At 43.7% G+C, this 22,480-nt stretch carries 21 protein-coding genes; 10 read left to right on the top strand and 11 right to left on the bottom strand.

All coding sequences use genetic code 11. The features are described from left to right. Positions 1-112: 112 nt before the first annotated feature. Complete coding sequence (locus BMX05_RS09375; protein WP_093310786.1) at positions 113-886, top strand: motility protein A; 774 nt, start codon at positions 113-115, stop codon at positions 884-886. Between the two features lie 21 nt (positions 887-907). Further along, positions 908-1,711, top strand: a complete 804-nt coding sequence (locus tag BMX05_RS09370) for a flagellar motor protein MotB (protein WP_093310781.1) — start codon at positions 908-910, stop codon at positions 1,709-1,711. Between the two features lie 72 nt (positions 1,712-1,783). On the opposite strand, the gene miaE is transcribed toward BMX05_RS09370, so the two are convergent. The 5 genes from miaE to BMX05_RS09345 form a co-directional block, all read right to left on the bottom strand. Then, complete coding sequence (gene miaE / locus BMX05_RS09365; RefSeq protein ID WP_093310777.1) at positions 1,784-2,419, bottom strand: MiaE family protein; 636 nt, start codon at positions 2,417-2,419, stop codon at positions 1,784-1,786. Positions 2,420-2,518: 99 nt separating this feature from the next. Next, on the bottom strand, positions 2,519-2,632 hold the full coding sequence (gene cydX / locus BMX05_RS09360; RefSeq protein WP_093310773.1) for a cytochrome bd-I oxidase subunit CydX: 114 nt from the start codon (positions 2,630-2,632) through the stop codon (positions 2,519-2,521). A gap of 23 nt (positions 2,633-2,655) precedes the next feature. After that, positions 2,656-3,798: a cytochrome d ubiquinol oxidase subunit II gene (cydB, locus tag BMX05_RS09355; protein WP_093310769.1), complete on the bottom strand. Its 1,143-nt coding sequence runs from the start codon at positions 3,796-3,798 to the stop codon at positions 2,656-2,658. Beyond that, complete coding sequence (locus BMX05_RS09350; RefSeq protein WP_093310764.1) at positions 3,785-5,371, bottom strand: cytochrome ubiquinol oxidase subunit I; 1,587 nt, start codon at positions 5,369-5,371, stop codon at positions 3,785-3,787. The genes cydB and BMX05_RS09350 overlap by 14 nt, the downstream gene beginning before the upstream one ends. Continuing rightward, complete coding sequence (locus BMX05_RS09345; RefSeq protein WP_093310759.1) at positions 5,361-5,579, bottom strand: hypothetical protein; 219 nt, start codon at positions 5,577-5,579, stop codon at positions 5,361-5,363. Before BMX05_RS09345 ends, BMX05_RS09350 begins: the two co-directional genes overlap by 11 nt. Before the next feature lie 221 nt (positions 5,580-5,800). Between BMX05_RS09345 and BMX05_RS09340 the strand changes: the two genes are divergently transcribed. The 5 genes from BMX05_RS09340 (at position 5,801) to BMX05_RS09320 (ending at position 12,409) form a co-directional block, all read left to right on the top strand. Further along, entirely contained in the window at positions 5,801-7,150 is a 1,350-nt protein-coding gene (locus BMX05_RS09340; protein ID WP_218139025.1) for an SLC13 family permease, read from the top strand. Between the two features lie 94 nt (positions 7,151-7,244). Further along, positions 7,245-8,414 (top strand): RNA-guided endonuclease InsQ/TnpB family protein, encoded by a 1,170-nt coding sequence (locus BMX05_RS09335; protein WP_093310755.1) that lies wholly within the window; start codon positions 7,245-7,247, stop codon positions 8,412-8,414. Between the two features lie 163 nt (positions 8,415-8,577). Beyond that, complete coding sequence (locus tag BMX05_RS09330) at positions 8,578-9,093, top strand: hypothetical protein (protein WP_093310750.1); 516 nt, start codon at positions 8,578-8,580, stop codon at positions 9,091-9,093. Positions 9,094-9,232: 139 nt separating this feature from the next. After that, on the top strand, positions 9,233-11,293 hold the full coding sequence (locus tag BMX05_RS09325) for a methyl-accepting chemotaxis protein (protein WP_093310746.1): 2,061 nt from the start codon (positions 9,233-9,235) through the stop codon (positions 11,291-11,293). A 75-nt stretch (positions 11,294-11,368) separates the two neighbouring features. Further along, positions 11,369-12,409, top strand: coding sequence for a quinone-dependent dihydroorotate dehydrogenase (locus BMX05_RS09320; RefSeq protein ID WP_177166862.1), 1,041 nt, complete (start codon positions 11,369-11,371; stop codon positions 12,407-12,409). A 148-nt stretch (positions 12,410-12,557) separates the two neighbouring features. Here the strand turns inward: BMX05_RS09320 and rmf are convergent, their stop codons facing one another. Beyond that, positions 12,558-12,764 carry a ribosome modulation factor gene (gene rmf / locus BMX05_RS09315; RefSeq protein WP_093310735.1) on the bottom strand — a complete coding sequence of 69 codons (207 nt, stop codon included), beginning with the start codon at positions 12,762-12,764 and terminating at the stop codon, positions 12,558-12,560. A 687-nt stretch (positions 12,765-13,451) separates the two neighbouring features. On the opposite strand from rmf, the gene rlmKL reads away from it, so the two are divergent. The 3 genes from rlmKL to BMX05_RS09300 all read left to right on the top strand — a co-directional run bounded on the left by rlmKL (position 13,452) and on the right by BMX05_RS09300 (position 16,500). Continuing rightward, complete coding sequence (gene rlmKL, locus BMX05_RS09310; RefSeq protein WP_093310729.1) at positions 13,452-15,773, top strand: bifunctional 23S rRNA (guanine(2069)-N(7))-methyltransferase RlmK/23S rRNA (guanine(2445)-N(2))-methyltransferase RlmL; 2,322 nt, start codon at positions 13,452-13,454, stop codon at positions 15,771-15,773. Between the two features lies 1 nt (position 15,774). Continuing rightward, entirely contained in the window at positions 15,775-16,035 is a 261-nt protein-coding gene (locus tag BMX05_RS09305; RefSeq protein ID WP_093310724.1) for a glutaredoxin family protein, read from the top strand. 66 nt (positions 16,036-16,101) lie between these two features. Then, positions 16,102-16,500, top strand: a complete 399-nt coding sequence (locus tag BMX05_RS09300) for a CBS domain-containing protein (protein WP_245710649.1) — start codon at positions 16,102-16,104, stop codon at positions 16,498-16,500. Between the two features lie 44 nt (positions 16,501-16,544). On the opposite strand, the gene BMX05_RS09295 is transcribed toward BMX05_RS09300, so the two are convergent. The 5 genes from BMX05_RS09295 to rpe all read right to left on the bottom strand — a co-directional run bounded on the left by BMX05_RS09295 (position 16,545) and on the right by rpe (position 22,435). Then, entirely contained in the window at positions 16,545-17,849 is a 1,305-nt protein-coding gene (locus BMX05_RS09295) for a uracil-xanthine permease family protein (protein ID WP_093310716.1), read from the bottom strand. A 3-nt stretch (positions 17,850-17,852) separates the two neighbouring features. Continuing rightward, positions 17,853-18,479: a uracil phosphoribosyltransferase gene (upp, locus tag BMX05_RS09290; protein ID WP_093310712.1), complete on the bottom strand. Its 627-nt coding sequence runs from the start codon at positions 18,477-18,479 to the stop codon at positions 17,853-17,855. Positions 18,480-18,634: 155 nt separating this feature from the next. Next, positions 18,635-19,342, bottom strand: coding sequence for a TIGR01621 family pseudouridine synthase (locus BMX05_RS09285; protein ID WP_093310710.1), 708 nt, complete (start codon positions 19,340-19,342; stop codon positions 18,635-18,637). Positions 19,343-19,418: 76 nt separating this feature from the next. Further along, on the bottom strand, positions 19,419-21,344 hold the full coding sequence (locus tag BMX05_RS09280) for a methyl-accepting chemotaxis protein (RefSeq protein WP_093310706.1): 1,926 nt from the start codon (positions 21,342-21,344) through the stop codon (positions 19,419-19,421). Positions 21,345-21,751: 407 nt separating this feature from the next. Then, positions 21,752-22,435 (bottom strand): ribulose-phosphate 3-epimerase, encoded by a 684-nt coding sequence (gene rpe, locus BMX05_RS09275; RefSeq protein ID WP_093310702.1) that lies wholly within the window; start codon positions 22,433-22,435, stop codon positions 21,752-21,754. Positions 22,436-22,480: the final 45 nt, after the last annotated feature.

Raw genomic sequence — 22,480 nt, 5'->3', positions numbered from 1 at the left:
GACTCTGCGACTATCAAAACTGGTCAACTCAACGCTTGGATGCATATAAGACATCTTGGATAGTTGGTATTAGAGTTTGGTTCACTTGGTCTGTTTTAAGAAGGACTGCCACATGGATTTTGCCTCTCTGCTTGGCCTGATTACGGGGACATTATTTATTGTAATGGCCATCGTTACAGGCTCAGATGCTGAAATTTTTCTCAATCTTCCGGGGATTTTGTTAGTTTTTGGCGGCACCTTCGCCTCAACTTTGGTGAAGTTTAGAATCTCAAGCTTTTTTTTAGGGCTGAAAGAAGGTTTTGCCGCTGCTTTTGGTGAACGCACCGATGACCCGCGTGAAATTATTATCCAAGCGAATAAATTAGCGCGTACGGCACGTCGTAATGGCTTGCTTGGTTTGGAAGATGAACCCATTGATAATCCCTTTTTTGCTAAAGGGATTCAATTATGTGTGGATGGCAGTGCACCTGAGTTTATCCAAGAAGTGCTCACCAAAGAAATGATCCAGTCAATTGAGCGTAAGCAAATTGGTGAGAAGGTATTTCGTGCGTTAGGCTCGAGTGCACCAGCGTTTGGGATGATAGGGACCTTGGTCGGTCTGGTACAAATGCTGAATAATCTGGATGATCCGTCGAAGTTAGGACCAGGGATGGCGGTTGCTTTGTTAACAACTTTTTATGGTTCTTTGTTGGCCCAGTTGGTTTTTTTACCTTTGGCAGACAAACTCGCAATGAAAACCGATGAGCTGGAAAATAACATGACCTTGATTATTGATTCTGTCATGGGGATCTACAATGGTATGAATCCGCAAGTAATGGATGAGCTGTTAGAAACCTATCTTCCTGAATACCAGCGTTCAGGTATGTCTATGAAAGAAGAAATTTAAGGCATTAAGAGGGGAACGCACATGCCTATGCCGGGAAAAAAGGATCGACGGAAACGCCCTAAGGACCCTGGGGTTCCAGAGTGGATGGTCACCTTTGCGGATATGATGACCCTCTTACTGACTTTCTTTGTGTTGATTTTGTCTTTCTCAACCATGGATGTTGAGCGTTATAAAAGTATTGCAGAAGCGATGCAGCAATCTTTTGGCTTACAGGCGATGAATCCCCTGAATATTATTCCGATGGATAATCCGCCACGACGTGACAACATCATAGAACCGATTAAGCCAGAAGCCTCCACGCAGGAAGAAAGTAACCAAAATCAGTTGGAAAGTTTGGGAAATCGCCTAGAAACCAATTTTGTCGAAGAAATTCAAAAAGGTTTGGTGATTATCGAGCGTGATGAGGACCATATTATTATTCGCTTTCCTGATGATGCCGCTTTCCAGCCAGGAAGTGATTTTCTTGAACCCCAAATGGTACCTATCATTCAGAAAGTCGGTGAACTTGTGTCTGAATATGATATGTATACTATTGTGGGTGGGCACACAGATAATCAGCCAATTAATACCGCACGTTTTCGTTCGAACTGGGATTTATCCGCTGCTCGTGCGGTCTCTGTAGCACATGAGCTGACTTGGCTGACTGATTTGGCAGAGCGTTATTTATATGTTGTGGGCAATGCAGATTCGCGTCCGATTGCTATTAATGATGATCCTGGTAGTCGTGCTAAAAATCGTCGTGTAGAGATTTTGCTGATAGAAAGGGATACTTCCAACGAGCGTGAAGTTTTCCAAGGGATTCAGCAGTTACCAACCTACCGTTAAAGCATCCAAAAAAGCATCTCAACCTGCAAAACCCGTTTCTTATCCAAGTAAGCAACGGGTTTTTTATGGAAATTAAGCAGCGTGAGGAACACCGCTATGAAAGCGAAATTCTGTATCTGGCGATAAGATTAAATCCTGTTCTTTTTGTAATAAGGTCTGTATACGTGGATCAATATCCGTCCGGCTGTAAAGGCGTGCTAGTTGCAGATAGTCTTCAAAATGTCGGCCTTCTGAGCGTAACAAAGAACGATAATATTTAGCTAACTCTGGATCAAGATCAGCTAAGTAAGGTAAAAGACTGTAAAAACGCTCGCAAGAACGCGCTTCGATAATGGCACCGATAATCAGAAGATCAATCAGGCGCTGGGGTTCGTTTTTACTCACTTCTTGACGCAAGGCTTCTGCATAACGCGCAGCACTTAGGTGTAAATATTCGATATCACGTGCCTGCATTAAATTAACGACTTGTTCAAAATGCAACAATTCTTCGCGGGCAAGTTGCGACATTTTCTTGAGTAGTTCACTTTTGTCCACGTAGCGGTACATCAGACTCATGGCAGAGGAGGCAGCTTTTTTTTCACACTGTGCATGGTCAATCAGCAAGGTAGGAAGGTCTATGATGGCTTGTTCTAGCCAAGCTTTTGGTGTGCTACAAAGCAAAAAATTGTGGATGGGCTGCATGAGGGTATCAAGCGGATCTTGTGCCATAAGAAGGTATCCTTGATCAAAATAAAAGCTGGCATGATAACAAAAAACACCCCGCAAAGCGGGGTGTCTGATGGATGCTTGAACACTTTTTGACGCGTATCAAGTTGCTTGCGTTTCACTATCGAAAGCTTCTTGGCTTTCTAGCCATAGGGCATTAATGATGCCAAAACTGCAGGCAAGTAAAATGCCTAAAATCCATGCGAAATACCACATATCAGCAAACTCCTAAAGGGCCATTAGTAGAGACTATGTGCATCGGCTTGAATATCCGCTGGGCTAAGACGCCGCCACATTTTGATGTAACACCAAGCCGAATAACTCAGCACTAAAGGTACGAATAAAATAGCTACCCAAGTCATAATATTTAAAGTCATTTCACTGGAGACGGCATCCCACATAGTTAAACTAAAGTGAGGATTAAGGCTAGAAGGCATAATAAAGGGGAATAAAGCACCGCCAGCGGTTAACAAAGTGCCCACAATAGTGATGCTAGAAGCAAGGAACACATAGCCGTACGCGTAACGTGTGAGCCATCCGGCCAGTAAAGCGCCTCCTAATCCAAGCGCTGGTGCTAAAATCAACCAAGGGTAACGTGCATAATTGCTTAGCCAACCTGGATTATCTGCGGTGATTTGCGTCATTAAAGGCGTTAGAGTGGCACCATAGTTGGTATCTGCGGCCATTTGATAACCTTGTGTAGAAAAGCTCACAACCAGACCAGAGAGAATAAACGTCAGCATAAATAAGCTGGCTGCACCTTGGGCCATAAAGCGGCTACGTTGCCATACTTGCGAATCCTTTGGTGTGCGTAGCATGAGCCAGCCTGCACCGTGTAGGGTGATAAGACTGACGCTGACTAGGCCAACGAGTAAGCCCAATGGGTTGAGTAACTGCCAAAATCCACCCTGATAACTGGGGCGTAAAAATTCATCAAAGGCTAAAGGAACACCTTGAAATAAGTTACCGAAAGCGACCCCAAAGATGATCGAGGGCACTAATCCGCCCACAAACAATGCCCAATCCCAACTCATGCGCCAATGTGGGTTTTCCAGTTTGCTGCGATAGTCAAAACCGACAGGACGTAAAAATAACGCAAACAAAACTAGCAGCATCGCCAAATAAAACCCGGAAAAAGCGGCGGCATAGACAAGAGGCCAGGCGGCAAATAAAGCGCCTCCTGCTGTAATAAGCCACACTTGGTTACCGTCCCAATGGGGAGCAACTGCATTAATGACCACGCGGCGTTCATCATCTGTGCGTGCGACCCAAGGAAGCAAGATGGCAGCACCTAAATCAAAACCATCGGTCAGGGTAAAGCCGATGAGCAAAACGGCAATTAATCCCCACCAAATGATTTTTAAGGTTTCATAATCCCACATGTTGGCGTTCTCCACTGGCTAACTCAAAATGATAACGTCCAGTATGCAGGATGCTAGGACCACGACGTGCCAGACGGATCATAAGATACATTTCTATGATGAGTAATAAGGTGTAGAAACTCACCAGAGCAATCAGTGACTGGGTGACATCGCTAACGCTTAATGAAGAAGTTCCCAAGTAAGTAGGTAGAATCTCACCAATTGCCCAAGGTTGGCGGCCATATTCGGCGACAATCCAACCTGTTTCTGCGGCAATCCAGGGTAGGGGTAAACTCCACAAAGCCCAGCGTAGCAACCAAGGACGGTGTGCTATTTGATGGCGAGTGCTAGAGATAAAAGCAGTCGTAAATAATGCGAGCATTAAAAAGCCACTGGCGACCATGATGCGGAAGCTAAAAAATAAAGGTGCTACCCCAGGGATAGTATCCATAGCTGCTTGTTTAATTTGTGCTTCTGTGGCGTCCACAACGTTTGGTGTATAGCGCTTAAGCAATAAGCCGTAGCCTAGATCATCGACGACTTCACTAAAAGCAGTGCGTAACTCTGGGTTTTGTGCGTTGTCTGGGTTTTGACGTAATTGCGTTAGCAAAGCATAGGCTTGTATACCACGACGAATGCGGATTTCATGTTCGGCGATTAAGTCTTTGATCCCTGTGACTTCTTCATCAAGTGAACGTGTCGCAATCAAGCCCAATACCCAAGGAATTTTAATGGCATAGTCTGTGGTCATGGTGTCTTGATTCGGTAGACCAATCAAGGTAAAGCCTGCAGGTGCTGGATGGGTTTCCCATTCGGCCTCGATGGCAGCCAGCTTGACCTTTTGTACTTCACCGAGCTCATAGCCAGACTCGTCCCCAAGAATAATGACGGACAAAATCGATGCTAAACCGAAGGCGGAGGCAATCGCAAAAGAGCGGCGCGCGAACGGAATATCTCTGTGCTTAAGTAAGTAGTAACTTGAGATGGATAAAACAAACATGGCACCTGTGACATAGCCAGCGGCCACTGTATGAACAAACTTCACTTGTGCAACAGGGTTAAAGACTAACTCAGCAAAGCTGGTCATTTCCATGCGCATGGTTTCAAAATTGAACTCAGCACCCACAGGATTTTGCATCCAGCCATTGGCAATCAAAATCCATAAAGCAGAAAAATTAGATCCTAGTGCTACAAGCCAGGTGACTGCTAAGTGTTGTCCTTTACTTAGACGATCCCAACCAAAAAAGAAAAGACCGACAAAGGTAGATTCAAGGAAGAAGGCCATTAAGCCTTCGATAGCCAGTGGGGCACCAAAAATGTCGCCGACATAGTGTGAGTAATAAGCCCAATTGGTACCAAACTGAAATTCTAGCGTGAGCCCTGTGGTGACGCCTAACGCGAAGTTAATTCCAAAAAGCTTACCCCAGAACTTCACCATATCTTTATAAATCGGCTTACCACTTATGACGTAAACAGATTCCATAATGGCCAGCAAAAAAGATAAGCCTAAGGTAAGAGGTACAAATAAAAAGTGATACAAGGCAGTTAACGCAAATTGTAACCGTGACAAATCAACTAAGGATTCAGATAACATGCCGAGACTCCAACGGGGATGGGTTCTCTAAAGAAGAAAACCAGAGCTCTTGTAGGCGTTGCTCACCATCGGTAGGCACTGTCGGTGCGCTAAACCAGTGATGATGCATCCAGCTCATTAAGATGACTTTTACAAGTAAAATCAGCACAATCTCCAGCCCTAATTGATAAGCAGGGCGGCGAGGTTTTGATTTAAGCCTTTTAAGCATGAAAACCTCCCTAAATAGGAACAGAGGTCTAACCAAAGTAAGCAAGCGCTTGCTTACCTCTGGCGTGGTAATTTAGCAGAATTTAATTAAGTAAGTACTGTGTCAGAATGTCGCACTAGTAAGAATGAGAGAGCTAGTGATTTTTATAAGATAACCTGATTTTATGTAGGGTTTTTTGTTGTTGCAGTGCCGTTAGATCATCCAGCCCGTAGGGGAAGAAAATGAAAATGCCAGAAATTTTAGGACGTTTGTTGTTAGCCGGTGCGCTTTTTATGGTGATGCGTTGGGGGTTGGGTTTGCCAGAATCACAAGCGATTGGGCTAGGAATTTTGTGTGTGATTGGAGTGTTGTGGGTAACGGAAGCTTTGCATGTTAGTGTGACCGCTTTGTTAGTCCCCGTTTTAGCTGTTTTCACTGGGGTATTTACTATGCCAGAGGCGGTACGTGCTTTTGCTGATCCGATTATTTTCTTATTTTTAGGCGGTTTTGCATTGGCAGCGGCTTTGCATCAGCAAGGTTTAGATAAACGTATTGCTTGCAAAATTCTAGGCTTGGCTAAAGGGCGCTTATCTTATGCTTTACTGTATTTATTCTTAGTCACTGCATTTTTGTCCATGTGGATTAGTAATACAGCCACCACAGCCATGATGTTGCCTTTAACTTTAGGCGTATTAAAAACACTCGATGCGCATCAATATAAATCAACGTATTTGTATGCCCTTTTAGGGATTGCTTTTGCGGCAAATATTGGTGGGATTGGTACTTTGGTCGGTAGTCCTCCAAATGCCATTGCTGCGGCTGCGGTGGGCTTAGATTTTGCAAGTTGGATGCAATATGGTATCCCCTTGGTGTTTATTTTGTTGCCTGTGATGACTTTAGTACTATATTGGGCGCTTAAACCTAATCTACAGCACCAACAAATAATAAGTGCAATTGCAGCGCCTCAAGGTGCTTGGACTATCAAAGATGCTTGGGTGATGGGAGTATTTATTGTCACTGTGATTTTGTGGATTTTTGGTAGTGTTTTTGCACCTTGGATGGGAATTAATCAAGGCTGGGACGCTTGGGTTGCTCTGTCAGCTTTGATTTTATTACATGCTGGCGGCGTCTTATCTTGGCGTACTTTAAATGAACAAACAGATTGGAGTGTATTACTGTTATTTGGTGGTGGTATTACCCTCAGTCGATTATTAGAAACTACAGGAACCAGTGTTTTTATGGCCGAACATTTAAGCCAAAGTTTACAAGCTGCGCCTGTTTTCGTTTTTTTATTACTGGTTACTGTGTTTGTGATGGCGCTGACTGAAGTGGCAAGCAATACGGCAAGTGCAGCCTTGATGGTGCCTATTTTTGTCTCCATTGCACAAGCACAAGGCTATGCAAGTGAGGTGATGGCGGTGTTAATCGCGGTTGCCGCTTCTTGCGCATTTTTATTGCCTGTGGCAACACCGCCTAATGCGATTGTCTATGGGAGTGGTTTTGTCCCGCAAAGAGATATGTTAAGAGTCGGTAGTTGGCTCACCTTGGTGGTTTTGCCTTGGTTGGTTGTTCTGGCTTGGTTATTAATTTAATAAAAATACGTAAGAGGTTTAGCAAAAACCACGTAAACCCTCGCCCAATCGGGCGGGGATATCAGCGGATGAATAATACTGGATTATTTATAGTATGATCAAAGCCACAAAAGTACGCATCTACCCCACATCCGAGCAGGCGGATTTTTTAAACCGCCAGTTCGGTGCTGTGCGCTTTGCGTACAACAAGGCTTTACATATCATCAGCTTACAATACAAACGCTGCGGCCTGAAACTCAAAGCCAAGCAAGACCTTAAGCCACTGCTCGCGGTGGCGAAAAAGTCACGCAAGTATCACTGGCTCAAGGATTTTGACTCAATTGCACTCCAGCAAGCCTGTATCAATCTGGACAAAGCCTTCCAGAATTTCTTTGATCCCAAGCGCCCCGCCCGTTATCCCAAGTTCAAGCGCAAACATGGTAAGCAATCCAGCTATCACTGCACGAGTGTCAGCATGGGTGAAAACTGGATCAAAGTGCCAAAGATGAAACCAATTAAGGCGAGGATTCACCGGGAACTGACCGGAAAGCTCAAGAGCATCACTCTGTCGCGCACGGTCACTGGGAAATACTATGCCTCGCTGCTGATTGATAATGGCCTAGATACACCTGCGCCCATGCAAACGCTTGATACCGTATTGGGCCTTGATATGGGGCTGACGTATCTTGTTATCGACTCGAATGGTCACAAGATGGCTAACCCCAGATTCCTAAAACGTGCTGAGTCGAATTTACGGCGCAAACAGAAGGCGCTTTCTCGCTGCCAGAAAGGCAGCAAGGGCCGTGCGCAAGCGCGTCTTCAACTTGCCAAGGCGCATGAGCGGCTGAAAAACGCCCGTGCTGATTTTCAGCACAAGCTGTCTCGAACGATTGTTGACGAAAACCAAGCGGTGATTGTCGAGACACTAAAAGTAAAAAACCTGCTGAAAAACCAAAAACTGTCCAAGCATATTGCCGATGCCAGCTGGTCAGGCTTAATCCAAAAACTGGAATATAAAGCCAAAGCGCAAGGCAAGTACCTAGTTAAAATCGCCCCCTGGTTCGCCAGCTCCAAGACCTGTTCTTGCTGTGGGCACAAGGTAGACACTCTGCCCTTGTCAGTACGCAAGTGGATGTGCCCTGTTTGTACAGTAGCGCTTGACCGCGACGTCAACGCCGCGATCAATATCCGTCAGCAGGGCATGATTAAACTAAGGGCCGAAGGACTGTCGGTGCCTGCCAATGGAGGCTTGCGTCAATCCGGTCACGCGCCGGTTGCGGCCTGAGAAGTTGGAAGCCTCGCCCGTCAGGGCGGGGAGCAGTCACACAAACATAAAGACTCAAGTGATAGTGCTAAATGCCGAGAATGTTCTCAGTGAACGCAGGCAAAAAATGCACAGGGTATAAGTTTCACCGTCTGCTTTTGGAAAATAAAAAAGGAGTTTTAGGATGAGAATTGATCTCAATCAGCACCAAGCACAAGCTTTTAACATCTCTCAAGTGGGTCTTAGTGAATTACCAAAGAAGGATTTTCAGCAAATATTGCAGGGAACGCGCTCATATCTAGAAAACTCTTATAGTCAAATAGAAAATTATAAAAATAATCCAGTCAATGACACTTATGCTGAGGTGGTTGTGGATAGTCAAGTGGTCGCAACCTTGGACAATAATGGCTATCTGACAACCAGTAATGCTTTCTATGCTAAATATCAAGCGGTGTTAGATGCTGGGATTAACCCACCTGGGGTACCTAAAGGGCCTGAACTCGCTCAAGCAAGAGCTGAGTTTATTGCACAACTGACAGGCGGAAGGATCCGTCAACATGAAAATGCGATGGATCAAACGGCTTATGAACAAGCCGATAAACCTTTTGTTAGCCTGAACATAGAAGGTATGCTGCAAGATCCACTATCTTTGGATCGGATGAAAATCGAACAAGCACGTCGGATATTTGAGCTTGGTTAGTCAGCATCCCTGAAAAAGAGTTCTCATTACAAACCTTGAAGTACTAGCCTTAAGTAAGCTATACAATACTTGTATTTGCCAGTATCCTTGCAAGCTCATGTAACTTTTGGTTAACAAAAAAGTTAAAGGTGGAGCGAGGATGCTGGATAAAATTTTTTATATTAGCTTAAGACACGCGTTGTTAATCCCAGTTGTTTTGCTAGCGGTCTTATTGATTACCCCTGCCATCACTCAAATCATGCTGGTCTTTGCTCCTGCGTACCAGCGCGCAGAATACTTGCATACCACTAATCACTTGTATGATAAAACGCTAGAGTTAACCCTAGCTTTGAGCAATGAGCGCGGTTTGGTCAATACAACGCTCAACCTGTGGTTGATTAATGAAGAACCCACAGAGTTTTTGCAGCAAAGTCAAGCTGCACGCCAACAAAGCGATCGTTTATTAGCGACCACTTTAGCTGCATTGGCACCGCTTGCGGAATTAACACCAATAGCCAACCAATCTTGGAAACGAGTACAAAAAGATTTACATGCTTGGCAAAAGCTAAGATCTAATATACTGGAATCTAATTTAGTTAGCCAAGCACGTATGCAAGCTTGGTGGAAACTAAGTGTTAATCTGATTGATGGGTTAGAAGCCTTTATTAATTTGGCCTTCGTGCCGGAAACACCACAAGAATATCTGTTATTTGTCAATCAAAATATCAAACAAACTTTTGCAGAAACTGTACAAGCGCTCGGCAAAGAGCGTGCCTTGTTAGCTGGTGTCATTTCACAAGATGAGAAAATCCGCCCTGAACAGGCAGCGCACTTAATGCAGTATCAAGAGAGGGCACAGGATCTTTTGCGACGCTTGCAGGAACACTTATTCCCCTTGCTTGGTCCTGAACTGGGTAGTCAAGAATTCAAAGAAAATTGGCAGCATTTTCAACAAAGTTTAAGTGAGTTGTTGGCTTGGCGGCAGGAATTTAGCTCAGGTCAATGGAAAGATGCATACTTTGGTGAGTATATTCAGGCTGCTGCCCACAGTTGGTCTGTGAGTACAGCAAGTATCGATGCTTTAATGCAGGTTGAAATGAGCATTTCCGCGCTTGCAGCCACTAAAGCCAATCAAGCACATCAACAGGCACAGCTGTCTTTATGGATTGCCAGCGGTATTTTTGTTGCTGGAGTGGCTGCTACTTTATTTGCCGTTTATTTAGTACGTTTTCTAACACGTCAAGTGCGTGGTGTGCAAAAAGGCATTAGTCTAGTTGCGCAACAAAAAGATTTACGTTTAAAACTACCAGAAGAAGGTAATAACGAGGTTACCGTTTTAGCAGCAGCTTTTAATCATTTGATGTCGCAGGTAGCCGTGCTTATCCGTGAAGTTGCGATCACCGCAGACACAAGCACACATGCAGTGCAGGAGATAGGGACGCTTGCAGAGAAAAATGCAAAGTCAGCGCATCATTTGCAAGATGATTTGGAAACCATGAGTGCAACTCTGGAGCAAGTGGCCGCTGGGATTCAAGAAGTTGCACAACATACCCATCAAGCGGCACGTACTGCAGGCGATTTGGCTGAACATGCAAATCGTGAATATCAGGCATTAGCGCAGACACAAACAGCGATGGAATCTATGGTACGTCAGGTGCAACGCAGTGATGAGGTGATTCATGAGCTTGAAGAAGATAGCCGAGAAATTGAAAAAGTCGCTGAAGTGATTAAGGATATTACAGAACAAACGAATTTATTGGCCCTCAATGCAGCAATTGAGGCGGCACGTGCTGGGGAGGCCGGACGTGGTTTTGCTGTTGTTGCCGATGAGGTTCGCGCTTTGTCACAGCGCACACACGCATCAGCACAGGATATTGAGCGTATTGTGCGACAAGTGCAGCATAAATCCCACGAAGCCTTTCGTTTAATGCAGTCTAGCTGTGAGCAGTCGTTAACAACATTAGAACAATTTAAAAATATGACAAAGACCTTGCAACAAGTGCTGGACTCGACACAAGTCATTAATCAAATGAATGATCAAGTGGCGACGGCAGTAGAGGAGCAAAGTACAGCAGTTCAAGAGGTACACTTAAGCTTGGCACAAGTGCGTGAATTTGCACATACGAGCACGCAAAGAGCACAAGCTAATTCTGAAAGTACGCAAGCGATTGTGCTTAATATGCAAAAGATGCAACAGGTATTACAAGGGTTTCGCGGTTAAGCATGAGGCTAGGGTATACTTGTAATGCTAACGAACCTTGAATAATCGATTGTTTTTGCCTGCGGATCTTACATTATGTATTCACTTGCACGTAAAGCTTTTTTTAGGCTTCCCCCAGAAAATGCGCACGAAATCGCGCTTAATATGCTCAATCGCCTACATAAACTACATCTTGCAGCCTTGATGGCTGCACCCAAAGTTGAAGCGCCTGTTCAGGTGATGGGGCTTAATTTTAGCAATCCTGTTGGCCTCGCAGCAGGGTTGGACAAAAACGCAACTTATTTAGATGCCTTAGGCGCTTTGGGCTTTGGGTTTGTTGAAGTTGGCACAGTGACGCCAAAGGCGCAAGCGGGTAACCCTAAACCCCGTTTATTTCGTGTTGAGTCCAAAGAAGTCATTATTAATCGTATGGGATTTAATAATGAGGGAGTAGATGCCCTCGTACCTCGTGTTGCAGCTAGCCGTTTTGCTGGGATCAAAGGAGTGAATATAGGCAAGAATTTAACTACTTCTGTAGAAGATGCAGCGCAGGATTATCTGACTGCACTGGAAGCTGTGTATCAGGTTGCGGATTATGTCACCGTCAATATATCCTCACCCAATACGCCAGGTTTGCGCACTTTACAGTATGGTGAAACCCTGGAAGCTTTACTGAAACCGCTTAAGCAACGTCAGCAAGCATTGGCAGATCAATATGGTAAATATACGCCGATTGCTGTGAAAATTGCACCGGATATGACAGCAGAAGAGATCCGTTTGGTGGCAGCAAGTATTCGTCAACAAAAAATGGATGCTGTCATTGCAACAAATACTACTTTGGATCATTCCAGTGTTGCAGGCTTGCCTCACGCGGATGAGCAAGGCGGACTAAGTGGCGCACCTTTAGCGCAAGCTTCGACACAAGTGATTGCACAACTTGCAGATGTTTTGGAAGGAGATTTGCCAATCATAGGGGTGGGTGGGATTCACAATGCAGAGACCGCACTGGATAAGTTAAAGGCAGGTGCTTCCTTAATTCAAGTATATACCGGCTTGATTTATCGTGGTCCTGAGTTGATTGCTGAAGTCGCACACGCATGTGCTGATTATTTGCAAGCGGCTAAAGCCTCGTCTTAATCAGTAAAGAATCAAAAACCCCTCAAACATTTTGGTTTGAGGGGTTGAGCTTGAGTAAATTGGAATTTTTCAACGTATGGCTCAAATGTGAGTGTATTGCGTCTCTGTAAGGCAAAAAATATTGACAAGCATAATATTAGCTGAAGAATCAAGCGAGTGCAGGATTACGATGAATCCCAGAAACGCCACGCATACCAGACCAGTAATCAACACGGCCCTCCCGCCAACCGCTTAACCATTGCTGCCTAGTTTCTAAATCTGCGACAGGACAAAGCTCTTTAGATTTACCACTGACACCTGCCTGATAACCACGGATGAATGCGCGCTGACCACGATCACGTTTTTGACGTCTCATAGACTTGTATCCTCTAAGCCAATAAACGAGTAGCTTTAATTACCAACCATTACTTTTGTTCATCAGAGTATGACTTACTAATCAAATCCCAAACTTGAAGGCATCGCCTAATGCTTCAGGCGATGCCGATAGCAGTTGATTGTCATACACGGAACCTAGCTGTAAATCTTTTAGCTCTCTCCTCCTCCATTTAAGTTAAACTTAAATTCGCTCTCCAAGCAGGGGAGCTCTTGTGTTGAGACCTAAATGCGACAGTAACAAGTAGGCATTTCCCTCCTTATAGGTTAACTAAACTAAACCAAGGACCAGCTTCGCAAGAGAATAGGCGGGAGAATCTCCTCTCACATCAACACCTAAAATAAATCAAGGTGCTTGATTGTCCAAACTTGGGTTGACTAGGTTGGAACGAAGCCCCCAACCTTAACCCCAGTATTCTCTCGAGTAGTGTGTAGATCACCAAACGGATTATCGTACCTTAGCTTGCAATCAACTCCCTAAACTGCCATACAAAACAGCAAACTAGGGAAACAAGCACAAAGTAGCCGATGTACCGACCTACTTTGATGAAGCACACTTTAAGGAATAGACGAACTTTTGCCGAAAGGACAAGAGTTTTTTTAAATCGGAAAAAAAAATTCGATTATACATTTTAATATGAAGTTTTGATGAAGCTCTTAGGATATTGATATGACAACAGAAACTCCCTACATTTTGTTAGCAACATGCCCGCTTGGGTTGGAAAGTCTACTTGCTGAAGAGTTAGCTTCATTAGGTGCTTATGAAATCAAGGAAAGCTTTGGTGCAGTGAGCTGGCAGGCTGACTTGGCAACAGCGTATAAAGCATGCTTATGGAGCCGTCTTGCAAATCGCATTTTATTGTATGTGGATTCGGCAATAGTTGAAGATGAGAACACCCTATATCAAGCTGCCTATGCTGTAAACTGGTTGCAACATTTAAATAAAAACACGAGTTTTGCAGTGGATTTCAAAGGCACATCAAAATTGCTTAAGCACACACATCATAGTGCATTAAAAGTTAAAGATGCGATTGTTGATCAGGTACGTAATGCAAATGAGGGGGAAAGACCTAATATTGATACACAAGAACCTGATGTTCGTGTTTGGGTAAAGCTTAATAAGAGCCAAGTTTATTTTTATATTGATTTATCAGGCAATAGCCTGCATCAACGCGGTTATCGTTTGCAAGGCGCAAGTGCACCTTTAAAAGAAAATTTAGCTGCAGCTTTATTAATTCGTGCAGGTTGGCCTAGGATTGCCTCTCAAGGTGGGGCACTGATTGATCCTATGTGTGGTTCTGGAACCTTACTTATTGAAGGTACTTTAATTGCAGCAGATATCGCACCTAATTTACATCGTCAATATTTTGGGTTTTTGGGATGGTTACAGCATGACCCGCATTTATGGAAGAAAATATGGCTTGACGCAAAAGAAAGAAGTGAGCAAGGCTTGCAAAAAAAATTACCCTTAATTTATGGTTATGATGCTTCGATAAAAGCTATTGAAGCGGCTAAGAGTAATATAGAAACTGCAGGCTTAAGCCAATATATTGGGGTTATGAAAAAAGAAATTAAAGACCTAGTACAGCCAACACATCAAGGTAAGTTGGAAAATCAAGGTTTAGTAATTGTAAATCCACCTTATGGAGAACGCTTAAGTGATTTGCCCGCCATGATGTACTTGTATGCACATTTGGGCGAAAAACTTCGTGAGCACTATCACGGTTGGGAGTTCGCTTTATTTACTGCAAATGTAGAGCTAGCAAAGCAAACGGGGTTGCGAAAAATAAAAGATTATAAGTATTTTAATGGTGCATTAGAGTGCCGTTTATACTTATTTAAGATTATAGAAGAATACTATCATGCTCGTATACGATCTGGGCAGACATGGGCACAGCATCTAAGCATACAAGCACCTCAAGATGCCCAACTTGAGAGCCTTTCGGAAGGTGGGCGTATGCTATTGAATAGATTGCAAAAAAATCATAAAAAACTGGCAAAATGGCTGCAAAAAGAGAAAATCACCTCTTATCGTTTATATGATGCAGATATGCCAGAATATGCCGTAGCTATTGATATTTATGGGCAGGATTTGCATGTGCAAGAGTATGCACCACCTGCATCCATAGATACAAATAAAGCGCAAGAGCGCTTATTTGATGTGCTCAAAGCATTATCTGTATTATATGGTGTTCGTGAAAAAAATATTCACCTAAAGCAGAGGAAACGTCAAGCAGGTAAAAGTCAGTATAAAGTACTTGATAATCAAGGACAGTATATCCAAGTGCAAGAAGGGTTGGCAAAAGTACTGGTCAATTTAGATGATTATTTAGATACAGGACTGTTTTTAGATCATAGACCAATTCGATTACAAATTGCTGCCTTGGCAAAAGGTAAGCGGTTTTTAAATCTGTTTTGTTACACTGGGGTTGCCAGTATTCACGCGGCCCTCGGAGGTGCAACCTCTAGTGTAAGTGTTGATATGTCGAATACTTATCTAGAGTGGTTTAAAAATAATTTAGCACTTAATGGTTTGAGTGAGAGCAAACATAAAGCAGTTCAAAGCGATTGTATTCAGTGGCTAAAACAAAATAAGCAGAGATTTGATATTATTTTTTTAGATCCGCCGACTTTCTCTAATTCGAAACGTATGCGTGAGACATTAGATATTCAAAGAGATCATGTGGGGCTTGTAGAGTTAGCAATGCAATCTTTAGAGAAAGATGGCGTCTTGATTTTTTCTAATAATTATCGCCGATTTAAGATCGATGAAAACTTAATAAAAAAATATCAAGTGAAGGATATTAGCAAGTCTTCTATTCCTGAAGATTTTAAGCGTAATACACATATTCATGTGTGTTTTGAAATTCGATGGCCACAAGATCAAGCTCAAGTACCCCAGCAAGTGCAAGATGTATGGCAAGATGCATTACAACAGCAAAAACAACGCAGAAAATTGCCAAGAAAACCTTTGAAAATAGAGAAATCGTAATATGAAAAGCATCAAGTTATATACAACTTCTGGATGTCATTTGTGTGAGCAAGCGCAAGCCTTATTACATCCTTACGTGGATATGAAAAATCTGACTTTGGACTTGATAGAAATCAGTATATCAGAAGATTTAATTGCACAATATGGAGTGCGAATTCCTGTATTAAGTGGTACAAATTATGCAGGTGAGATGAGCGAGTTAGCTTGGCCCTTTGATGCCACTGAGCTGGCAAGTTGGCTACAGACTCTAAGAGTAAAGTGAGGCAAGTCATTCAAGATGAGAGAGGGTAACAGGTACATGGGACACTTTAAAGTTGTAAAGGACGTAATGACATCCAAGGTTATCCAACTACAAATAGAACAAAACTTGTTGGAAGGCCATGATGCGATGCGTCAGCATAAAATTCGTCATATTCCTGTAGTGGACGCACAAGCACGGTTAGTGGGTATGTTAACTCAGCGTGTGGTCTTGCGAGAGGCTTTAAAAATTGCAGACGAAAGAGGTGCGCATCGTATTGCTTACTATGAAGCGCGGATTCCTTTAGCGGAAGTCATTAATACGGATGTGGAATCTTTAACAGAAGATACGCCTTTAAAAGAGGCAGGTCAGCGTTTGTTGGCGCATAAACATGGTGCTTTGCCTGTGTTAGATGAGGAAAAGCGCGTGATAGGTATTGTGACTTCTGTAGATTTTGTGCGCTTGGCGCTGGATTTATTAGAAGACTAATAATGTAGTGCTGGACATCCGAAACTGGATGTCCAGCCGATCATTTAATCACGGGTATGAGCGAGTAGATCCTCTACAACAGCTTCTTCTTGTGCTAATGAATCTTCATCATCTGATGTATGTGGTAAAACTAGATTGAGTACAATAGCTACAATGCCACACAAACTGATGCCCTGTAGGCTAAGTTCTCCTTGCCCTAACGTCAGCCCACCAATACCAAACACAAGGACGGTGGCCACAATAACGAGATTACGTTGTTGAGCTAGGTCGACTTTGGCTTTAATCAGAGTATTTAGACCTACAGCAGCAATCGAGCCAAAGAGTAAGATCAAAATACCACCCATAACAGGCGTAGGAATAGTTTGCAGTAAAATGCCAAACTTACCAATAAAAGCTAAACCAATGGCGACACAGGCGGCGTAAGTCATCACGAGAGGCTGGGTCATTTTGGTAAGCATCACAGCACCTGTTACTTCAGAATAGGTGGTGTTGGGCGGTCCACCAAAGCAGGCAGCGACTGAAGTAGCTAAGCCGTCACCAAAGAGGGTGCGGTGTAGGCCAGGCTTTTCAATATATTTTTTACCCGTGACTTGGCTAATCGCCAAAATATCGCCGACATGTTCAACAGCGGGCGCAATGGCAACAGGAATCATAAATAAGATGGCTTGCCACTGGAAACTTGGTGCGACAAACTCAGGGATAGCCAACCAAGGTGCTTGCTGCACTGGAGTGAAATCGACCATACCCATAATCAGTGCGAGAGTATAGCCAACCAAAATACCACCTAAGATTGGTAAAAGACGAAAGAGCCCACGTCCAAAAGTGGCAATGGCTGCAGTGGTTACAAGGGCAGCCATAGAAACAAAAAGTGCATCTGTATATGGAAACAGTTGGAGGCTGGCATCACCTGTTTTCCCCATGGCCATGTTAACGGCAATCGGCGCTAGCCCTAAACCGATAATCATGATGACAGGGCCAGTGACCACAGGTGGCATGAGCCGATGAATAAAGCCTGCACCTCTGACTTTGACTATGCTTGCAAGCAACATATAAACGCAACCAGCAGCAATCAAAGCGCCCATTGTGGCACTGATACCCCAAGTTTGTACGCTATAGGTAATCGGTGCGATAAAAGCAAAGGAAGAGGCAAGAAAAATAGGAATACTGCGACGGGTAATCAGTTGGAAGACCAAAGTCCCTATGCCAGCGGTAAATAAAGCCACACTAGGATTTAAACCTGTGAGTAATGGCATAAGTACAAGGGCACCAAAGGCAACAAACAGCATTTGTGTGCCACCGAGCAAAAGATGTCCTCGGCTTAAAGGGGCAGGAGAAGTTAAAGAAGTCATAAATTAGCGCGTCCCAAAAATCTTATCACCGGCATCTCCCAAACCTGGGACAATATACCCATCTTCATTTAAATGGCTATCGACAGAAGCGGTAAAAATTTCCACATCTGGGTGCGCAGATGCCACTTTAGCGATACCTTCAGGTGCGGCAACAAGCACTAGCGCACGAATAGAGGTACAGCCGGACTTTTTTAAAATGTCTATGGTGGCATTCATAGAACCCCCTGTGGCGAGCATGGGATCTAGGATAATTGCCATACGTTCTTCAATATCATGGGCAAGTTTTTCGAAATAAGGCACAGGTTGTAGGCTTTGTTCGTCACGATAGATGCCAACGACGCTAATTTTAGCGCTTGGAATCAGTTCTAACACACCGTCAAGCATCCCTAAACCTGCACGCAAAATAGGCACAATGGTGATTTTTTTACCTTTAATCTGTGCAACTTCTACATCGCCACACCAACCATGCAAGGTGCGTGTTTCGAGTTGTAAATCCTTAGTGGCTTCGTAAGTGAGCAAACAACCAACTTCAGCAGCTAGTTGGCGAAAACTGCGTGTACTTAAATTAGGGTTACGCATTAAGCCAATTTTATGTTGCACTAAAGGGTGAGTAATTTCGTGCACCTTCATATACGCTTTCTCTCATGCAGGAGGTCAAATAGGGGGAGAGTAAATTTTTTGTTTGCGTCTTAGCAAACTTAGGCGAAAGTTTACCATTCTTTGCGGAATTCAAGCGAACTTCTGTCATATTTTGTTGCTATAGCGCGAGTACAGAAGGTGATCCCCTATCGTTTGACCAAGGGAGAAATATCTGGCCAAGCAAGTTGTTCTGGGCGTCGCCAATGGGCCAAACAAGCTTGCATATGGGCTTGGTGAAACAAGTCGCCTTCTTTGGGTGCAAGGTAAAAGGCATAAGCCCGCCCTTGATAGAAAAATTGCAAGCTGTAGGCATGCAAATAACCACGGTCTGCGCTTAAATGAGCGGGGGCATAACGAGGATCACCAAGAATCGGTGCGCCTAAGCTTTTCAATGCAACTCTTAATTGATGGGTATAGCCTGTGTAGGGTTTGAGTAAGCAAGCACGCATCCCAAGCCCAAGGCCGATAGAAAAAAATTGTGTAATCGCAGGGCGTTGCCGTGTGGGTAGTAACTTCCAATTACCCCCACGACCTTTTTGCATATCGCCACAAATCAAACCTTGCTTTTTTTTAGGTTTATTACCTACTAAAGCCAGATAATATTTATGTACTTGACGTTGTGCGAAAAGCTCAGATAAGGCAGCTGCGGCGTTTGCATGACGTGCGAGTAAAATTAATCCAGAAGTCATCTTATCAAGACGATGTACCAAATATAAATGTGGCTCTTGTAATCTTTGTTCCCAAGCAGACACCCAGCTGGTTGAGGTTTGATCCTTGTGGACACTGACACCAGCAGGTTTATTAATTAATATAAAATCAGGGTGTTGGTAAATGAGTTCGCCTAAATAGCACACAGATTGAGCTCCACAAAAAAAGGACGTTTTCCCTGATAGTGTAATGGAAAACGTCCGGATACAACCCAGTAAGAAATCAAATTCTAAATTGGGAAACTAAGTGGTTTAAGCGCTCGGCTAATATTTTTAATTGATCACTGGCCTGTGCGGCCTGTTGAGCCTCGTGCGAAGCTTCCTCAGCGACATGTGCAATAGAACTTAAATTACGATTCAGCTCATCTGCGGTGGCTGTTTGCTGCTCGGTTGCGGAAGCAATCTGCAAGTTCATGGCGTTGATTTGATCAATGGCGCCTGCAATGGCATCCAGTGCGTGACGTGCTTTTTCGGCTTGTTCAACAGAGGTATGCGATTGCTTGCGGCTGCGCTCCATTAAATCGACAGCAATTTGCGTTTGTTGCTGTAGTTTCTGAATAGTATTTTCGATTTCTTGCGTGGATTGATGAGTTCGTGTGGCTAAACCACGCACCTCATCTGCTACTACTGCAAACCCTCGGCCCTGCTCACCTGCGCGTGCGGCTTCAATAGCGGCATTCAGTGCTAGCAAATTAGTTTGATCGGCAATCTCACGAATCACAGTGATGACTTCACCAATTTGTTCGCTGCCTTTATTCAGGTGCTGAATTTCATTAGCTACACTATCTATGGTTTGCGCTTGCTGATTAATAATATTCACAACTTGTTCAACCACCGAATGGCTGACTTGGACTTCATGATTGCCTTGGCTTGCGGTAGAAGAGGCAGATTGTGCATGACGTGCAACCTCTTCAACAGTGGCAACCATTTGGTTCATGGCAACGGCAATATGCTCAACTTCAGCTTGTTGGCGCACTAAACCCTGTTGGGAGTTTTGGCTAGCAGATTGCATCTGAATGGCAGAACTGGTGAGCTCTTGACTGGCTTGCGCAATATCTTGTACAAGATGTGCAATTTTCTCTGCAAAAGCGTTAAATGCCCGTGCAAGATCACTTAATTCGTCACGCCCTTGAGCTTCAAGACGTTGGCTTAAATCACCATTACCTTGGGCAATGGCCTGCATCATATGCAACATTTTCCGTAAAGGAGCGGTTAAAGAACGAGCAACCAGTACTACGACAGCTAACATGGCAACAAAGATGACCACAAAAATAATCAAAATACTTTTCAGCATGGCCATTGCGGTATTATTGAATACCTTCGTTTGCAAAGAGGCACCCAAAGTCCAGCTGGGTGTGCTTGGGATGGGATGATAAAAAAGGGTAACTTTTTCCCCTTGTAGATTGGTGATTTCACCGATATCTGCTTGGCCACGTATCATTTTTTTGCCTTGCACATCTAAGCCTTGATAGCCATGCGTCTTGCTATCTAGGGTACTGATTTTCATACGTGCTTTTTCTGAAGGATGCGCAACAATTAAACCGCTGCCATCAACAACCCAGCCATAACTGCCCTCGCCAATAGAAATACTGCTACTGATGTTAGAAAGCTCACTCATGGTGATTGTCAGGCCGATCATGCCCAGAATGCGTCCTTGTTGATCTTTAACAACTTGGGCAATCACGGTAATCGGTTTGCCTGAGGTTTTGGAAACCACAGGGTTGCTAAGTACTAAAGTAGCACTGGCTTCTTGAACTAGGGTTTTAAAATAGGCCCGTTCACCGACGTTGGCTTTTAAACCATGATGCGTGACCGCTTCCCCTGAGGTTTGTGCAAAAAATACCATCTCAATATCTTGGCTACGTGTTTTTGCTACTGCTGCCAAAGTGGTACGAATACGTTCAGGGTCACCACTACGAATAGCCGGTAGGTTGGCAAGGGTTATGGCCCATTGTTTATGGCCATCGAGCCATCGTGAGACTTCTTGTGCACGAGCATGCACAAGATCGTGACTGGTACGTGCTATCATGCTGGGGATTTGCTCATTTAATTGGCTAATCACCACATAACCTAACAAACTCAGTAGCAGGATCAAAGGTACAGAAAACAGCAAGATCATGCGACCGGTTAGTTTCATCTGAGCTAACATAGTGCAGGTTCCCTCAATGGATATTTGTCATCCACATTGCTCGGTCTTAGTGTTTTTTTATTGTTTAATGTGATGACAAGTAAACTAAATACTGAAATAAAAAGATTTTAGTAATTTTTATCTCTAGATAATAACAGCTATCTAGAGGATTAAACATCCCCCGAAAGAAGTAGCCTATAAGCAGATGAAATAAAAAATTTAATAAATAACAAGGAATTAAGAAAAAAGTGCTTTATGTAACAGGAAGTCTATAGGATTAAGCTGCTTAAAGTCATACAAAAGGATCTATCAACTAAATATCTTGATGTTCGTATACGCCAAGCAAGGTATGAGGAGGAGAGTCAAGTGAGGAAAAACGCAGACTTGTGCATCTGCGTACGAAGAGGCAAGAGAAGAAAATCGGAGGATTAAACTTGTGCAAGCTGGTGGCGAAAATCAGCTAGAACCTGATCATAAGTGTGAGGATCTTCCGGATTAGCAGCATTAAAAATTGCTGAGCCAGCCACAAAGGTATCTGCACCTGCTGCGGCAATTTGTGCTATGTTATCAACTTTGACGCCACCGTCGACCTGCAAGCGGATAGGATAACCAGAAGCTTGGATTTTGGCACGTGCTGCACGTAACTTATCCAAGGTTGCAGGAATAAACGCCTGTCCTCCAAACCCTGGGTTGACACTCATAAGTAATACCATATCTAGCTTATCCATCACCCAATCCATGAGATGTAAAGGGGTTGCTGGGTTAAAAACTAAACCCGCTTTGCAACCGCCATCACGGATGAGTTGTAAAGAACGATCGATATGTTCAGAAGCTTCAGGGTGAAATGTAATGTAAGTCGCCCCAGCGTCGATAAAGTCACTGATTAAAGCATCAACAGGTTTAACCATTAGATGCACATCTATAGGGGCTTGGATGCCATAATCACGTAATGCTTTGCACACCATAGGTCCAACCGTTAAATTGGGAACATAATGGTTATCCATAACATCAAAATGTACCATATCCGCACCGGATGCGAGTACTTGCGATACTTCTTCGCCTAAACGAGCAAAATCAGCAGATAAAATAGAAGGGGCAATTAGATAAGACATAAAATTTGTGTGCTCACGGTCAAGAGTAATCAAAGATCTGCGAAA

This window comes from Allopseudospirillum japonicum (assembly GCF_900108915.1).
Classification (GTDB): domain Bacteria; phylum Pseudomonadota; class Gammaproteobacteria; order Pseudomonadales; family Halomonadaceae; genus Pseudospirillum; species Pseudospirillum japonicum.
Note: the sequence above shows the minus strand (reverse complement) of the source record. Positions and strands in the feature narration are given on the sequence as shown.

Excerpts from the sequence above, each read along its gene's own strand:
- BMX05_RS09335 (WP_093310755.1), top strand. The coding sequence starts at position 7,245 with ATGATCAAAGCCACAAAAGTACGCATCTACCCCACATCCGAGCAGGCG.
- BMX05_RS09305 (WP_093310724.1), top strand. The coding sequence starts at position 15,775 with ATGAAAAGCATCAAGTTATATACAACTTCTGGATGTCATTTGTGTGAG.
- miaE (WP_093310777.1), bottom strand. The coding sequence starts at position 2,419 with ATGGCACAAGATCCGCTTGATACCCTCATGCAGCCCATCCACAATTTT.
- BMX05_RS09295 (WP_093310716.1), bottom strand. The coding sequence starts at position 17,849 with ATGACTTCTTTAACTTCTCCTGCCCCTTTAAGCCGAGGACATCTTTTG.
- rmf (WP_093310735.1), bottom strand. The coding sequence starts at position 12,764 with ATGAGACGTCAAAAACGTGATCGTGGTCAGCGCGCATTCATCCGTGGT.
- rlmKL (WP_093310729.1), top strand. The coding sequence starts at position 13,452 with ATGACAACAGAAACTCCCTACATTTTGTTAGCAACATGCCCGCTTGGG.
- BMX05_RS09300 (WP_245710649.1), top strand. The coding sequence starts at position 16,102 with ATGACATCCAAGGTTATCCAACTACAAATAGAACAAAACTTGTTGGAA.
- BMX05_RS09330 (WP_093310750.1), top strand. The coding sequence starts at position 8,578 with ATGAGAATTGATCTCAATCAGCACCAAGCACAAGCTTTTAACATCTCT.
- BMX05_RS09280 (WP_093310706.1), bottom strand. The coding sequence starts at position 21,344 with ATGTTAGCTCAGATGAAACTAACCGGTCGCATGATCTTGCTGTTTTCT.
- BMX05_RS09350 (WP_093310764.1), bottom strand. The coding sequence starts at position 5,371 with ATGTTATCTGAATCCTTAGTTGATTTGTCACGGTTACAATTTGCGTTA.
- cydX (WP_093310773.1), bottom strand. The coding sequence starts at position 2,632 with ATGTGGTATTTCGCATGGATTTTAGGCATTTTACTTGCCTGCAGTTTT.
- BMX05_RS09370 (WP_093310781.1), top strand. The coding sequence starts at position 908 with ATGCCTATGCCGGGAAAAAAGGATCGACGGAAACGCCCTAAGGACCCT.
- BMX05_RS09325 (WP_093310746.1), top strand. The coding sequence starts at position 9,233 with ATGCTGGATAAAATTTTTTATATTAGCTTAAGACACGCGTTGTTAATC.
- upp (WP_093310712.1), bottom strand. The coding sequence starts at position 18,479 with ATGAAGGTGCACGAAATTACTCACCCTTTAGTGCAACATAAAATTGGC.
- BMX05_RS09340 (WP_218139025.1), top strand. The coding sequence starts at position 5,801 with ATGAAAATGCCAGAAATTTTAGGACGTTTGTTGTTAGCCGGTGCGCTT.
- rpe (WP_093310702.1), bottom strand. The coding sequence starts at position 22,435 with ATGTCTTATCTAATTGCCCCTTCTATTTTATCTGCTGATTTTGCTCGT.
- BMX05_RS09375 (WP_093310786.1), top strand. The coding sequence starts at position 113 with ATGGATTTTGCCTCTCTGCTTGGCCTGATTACGGGGACATTATTTATT.
- BMX05_RS09345 (WP_093310759.1), bottom strand. The coding sequence starts at position 5,579 with ATGCTTAAAAGGCTTAAATCAAAACCTCGCCGCCCTGCTTATCAATTA.
- cydB (WP_093310769.1), bottom strand. The coding sequence starts at position 3,798 with ATGTGGGATTATGAAACCTTAAAAATCATTTGGTGGGGATTAATTGCC.
- BMX05_RS09320 (WP_177166862.1), top strand. The coding sequence starts at position 11,369 with ATGTATTCACTTGCACGTAAAGCTTTTTTTAGGCTTCCCCCAGAAAAT.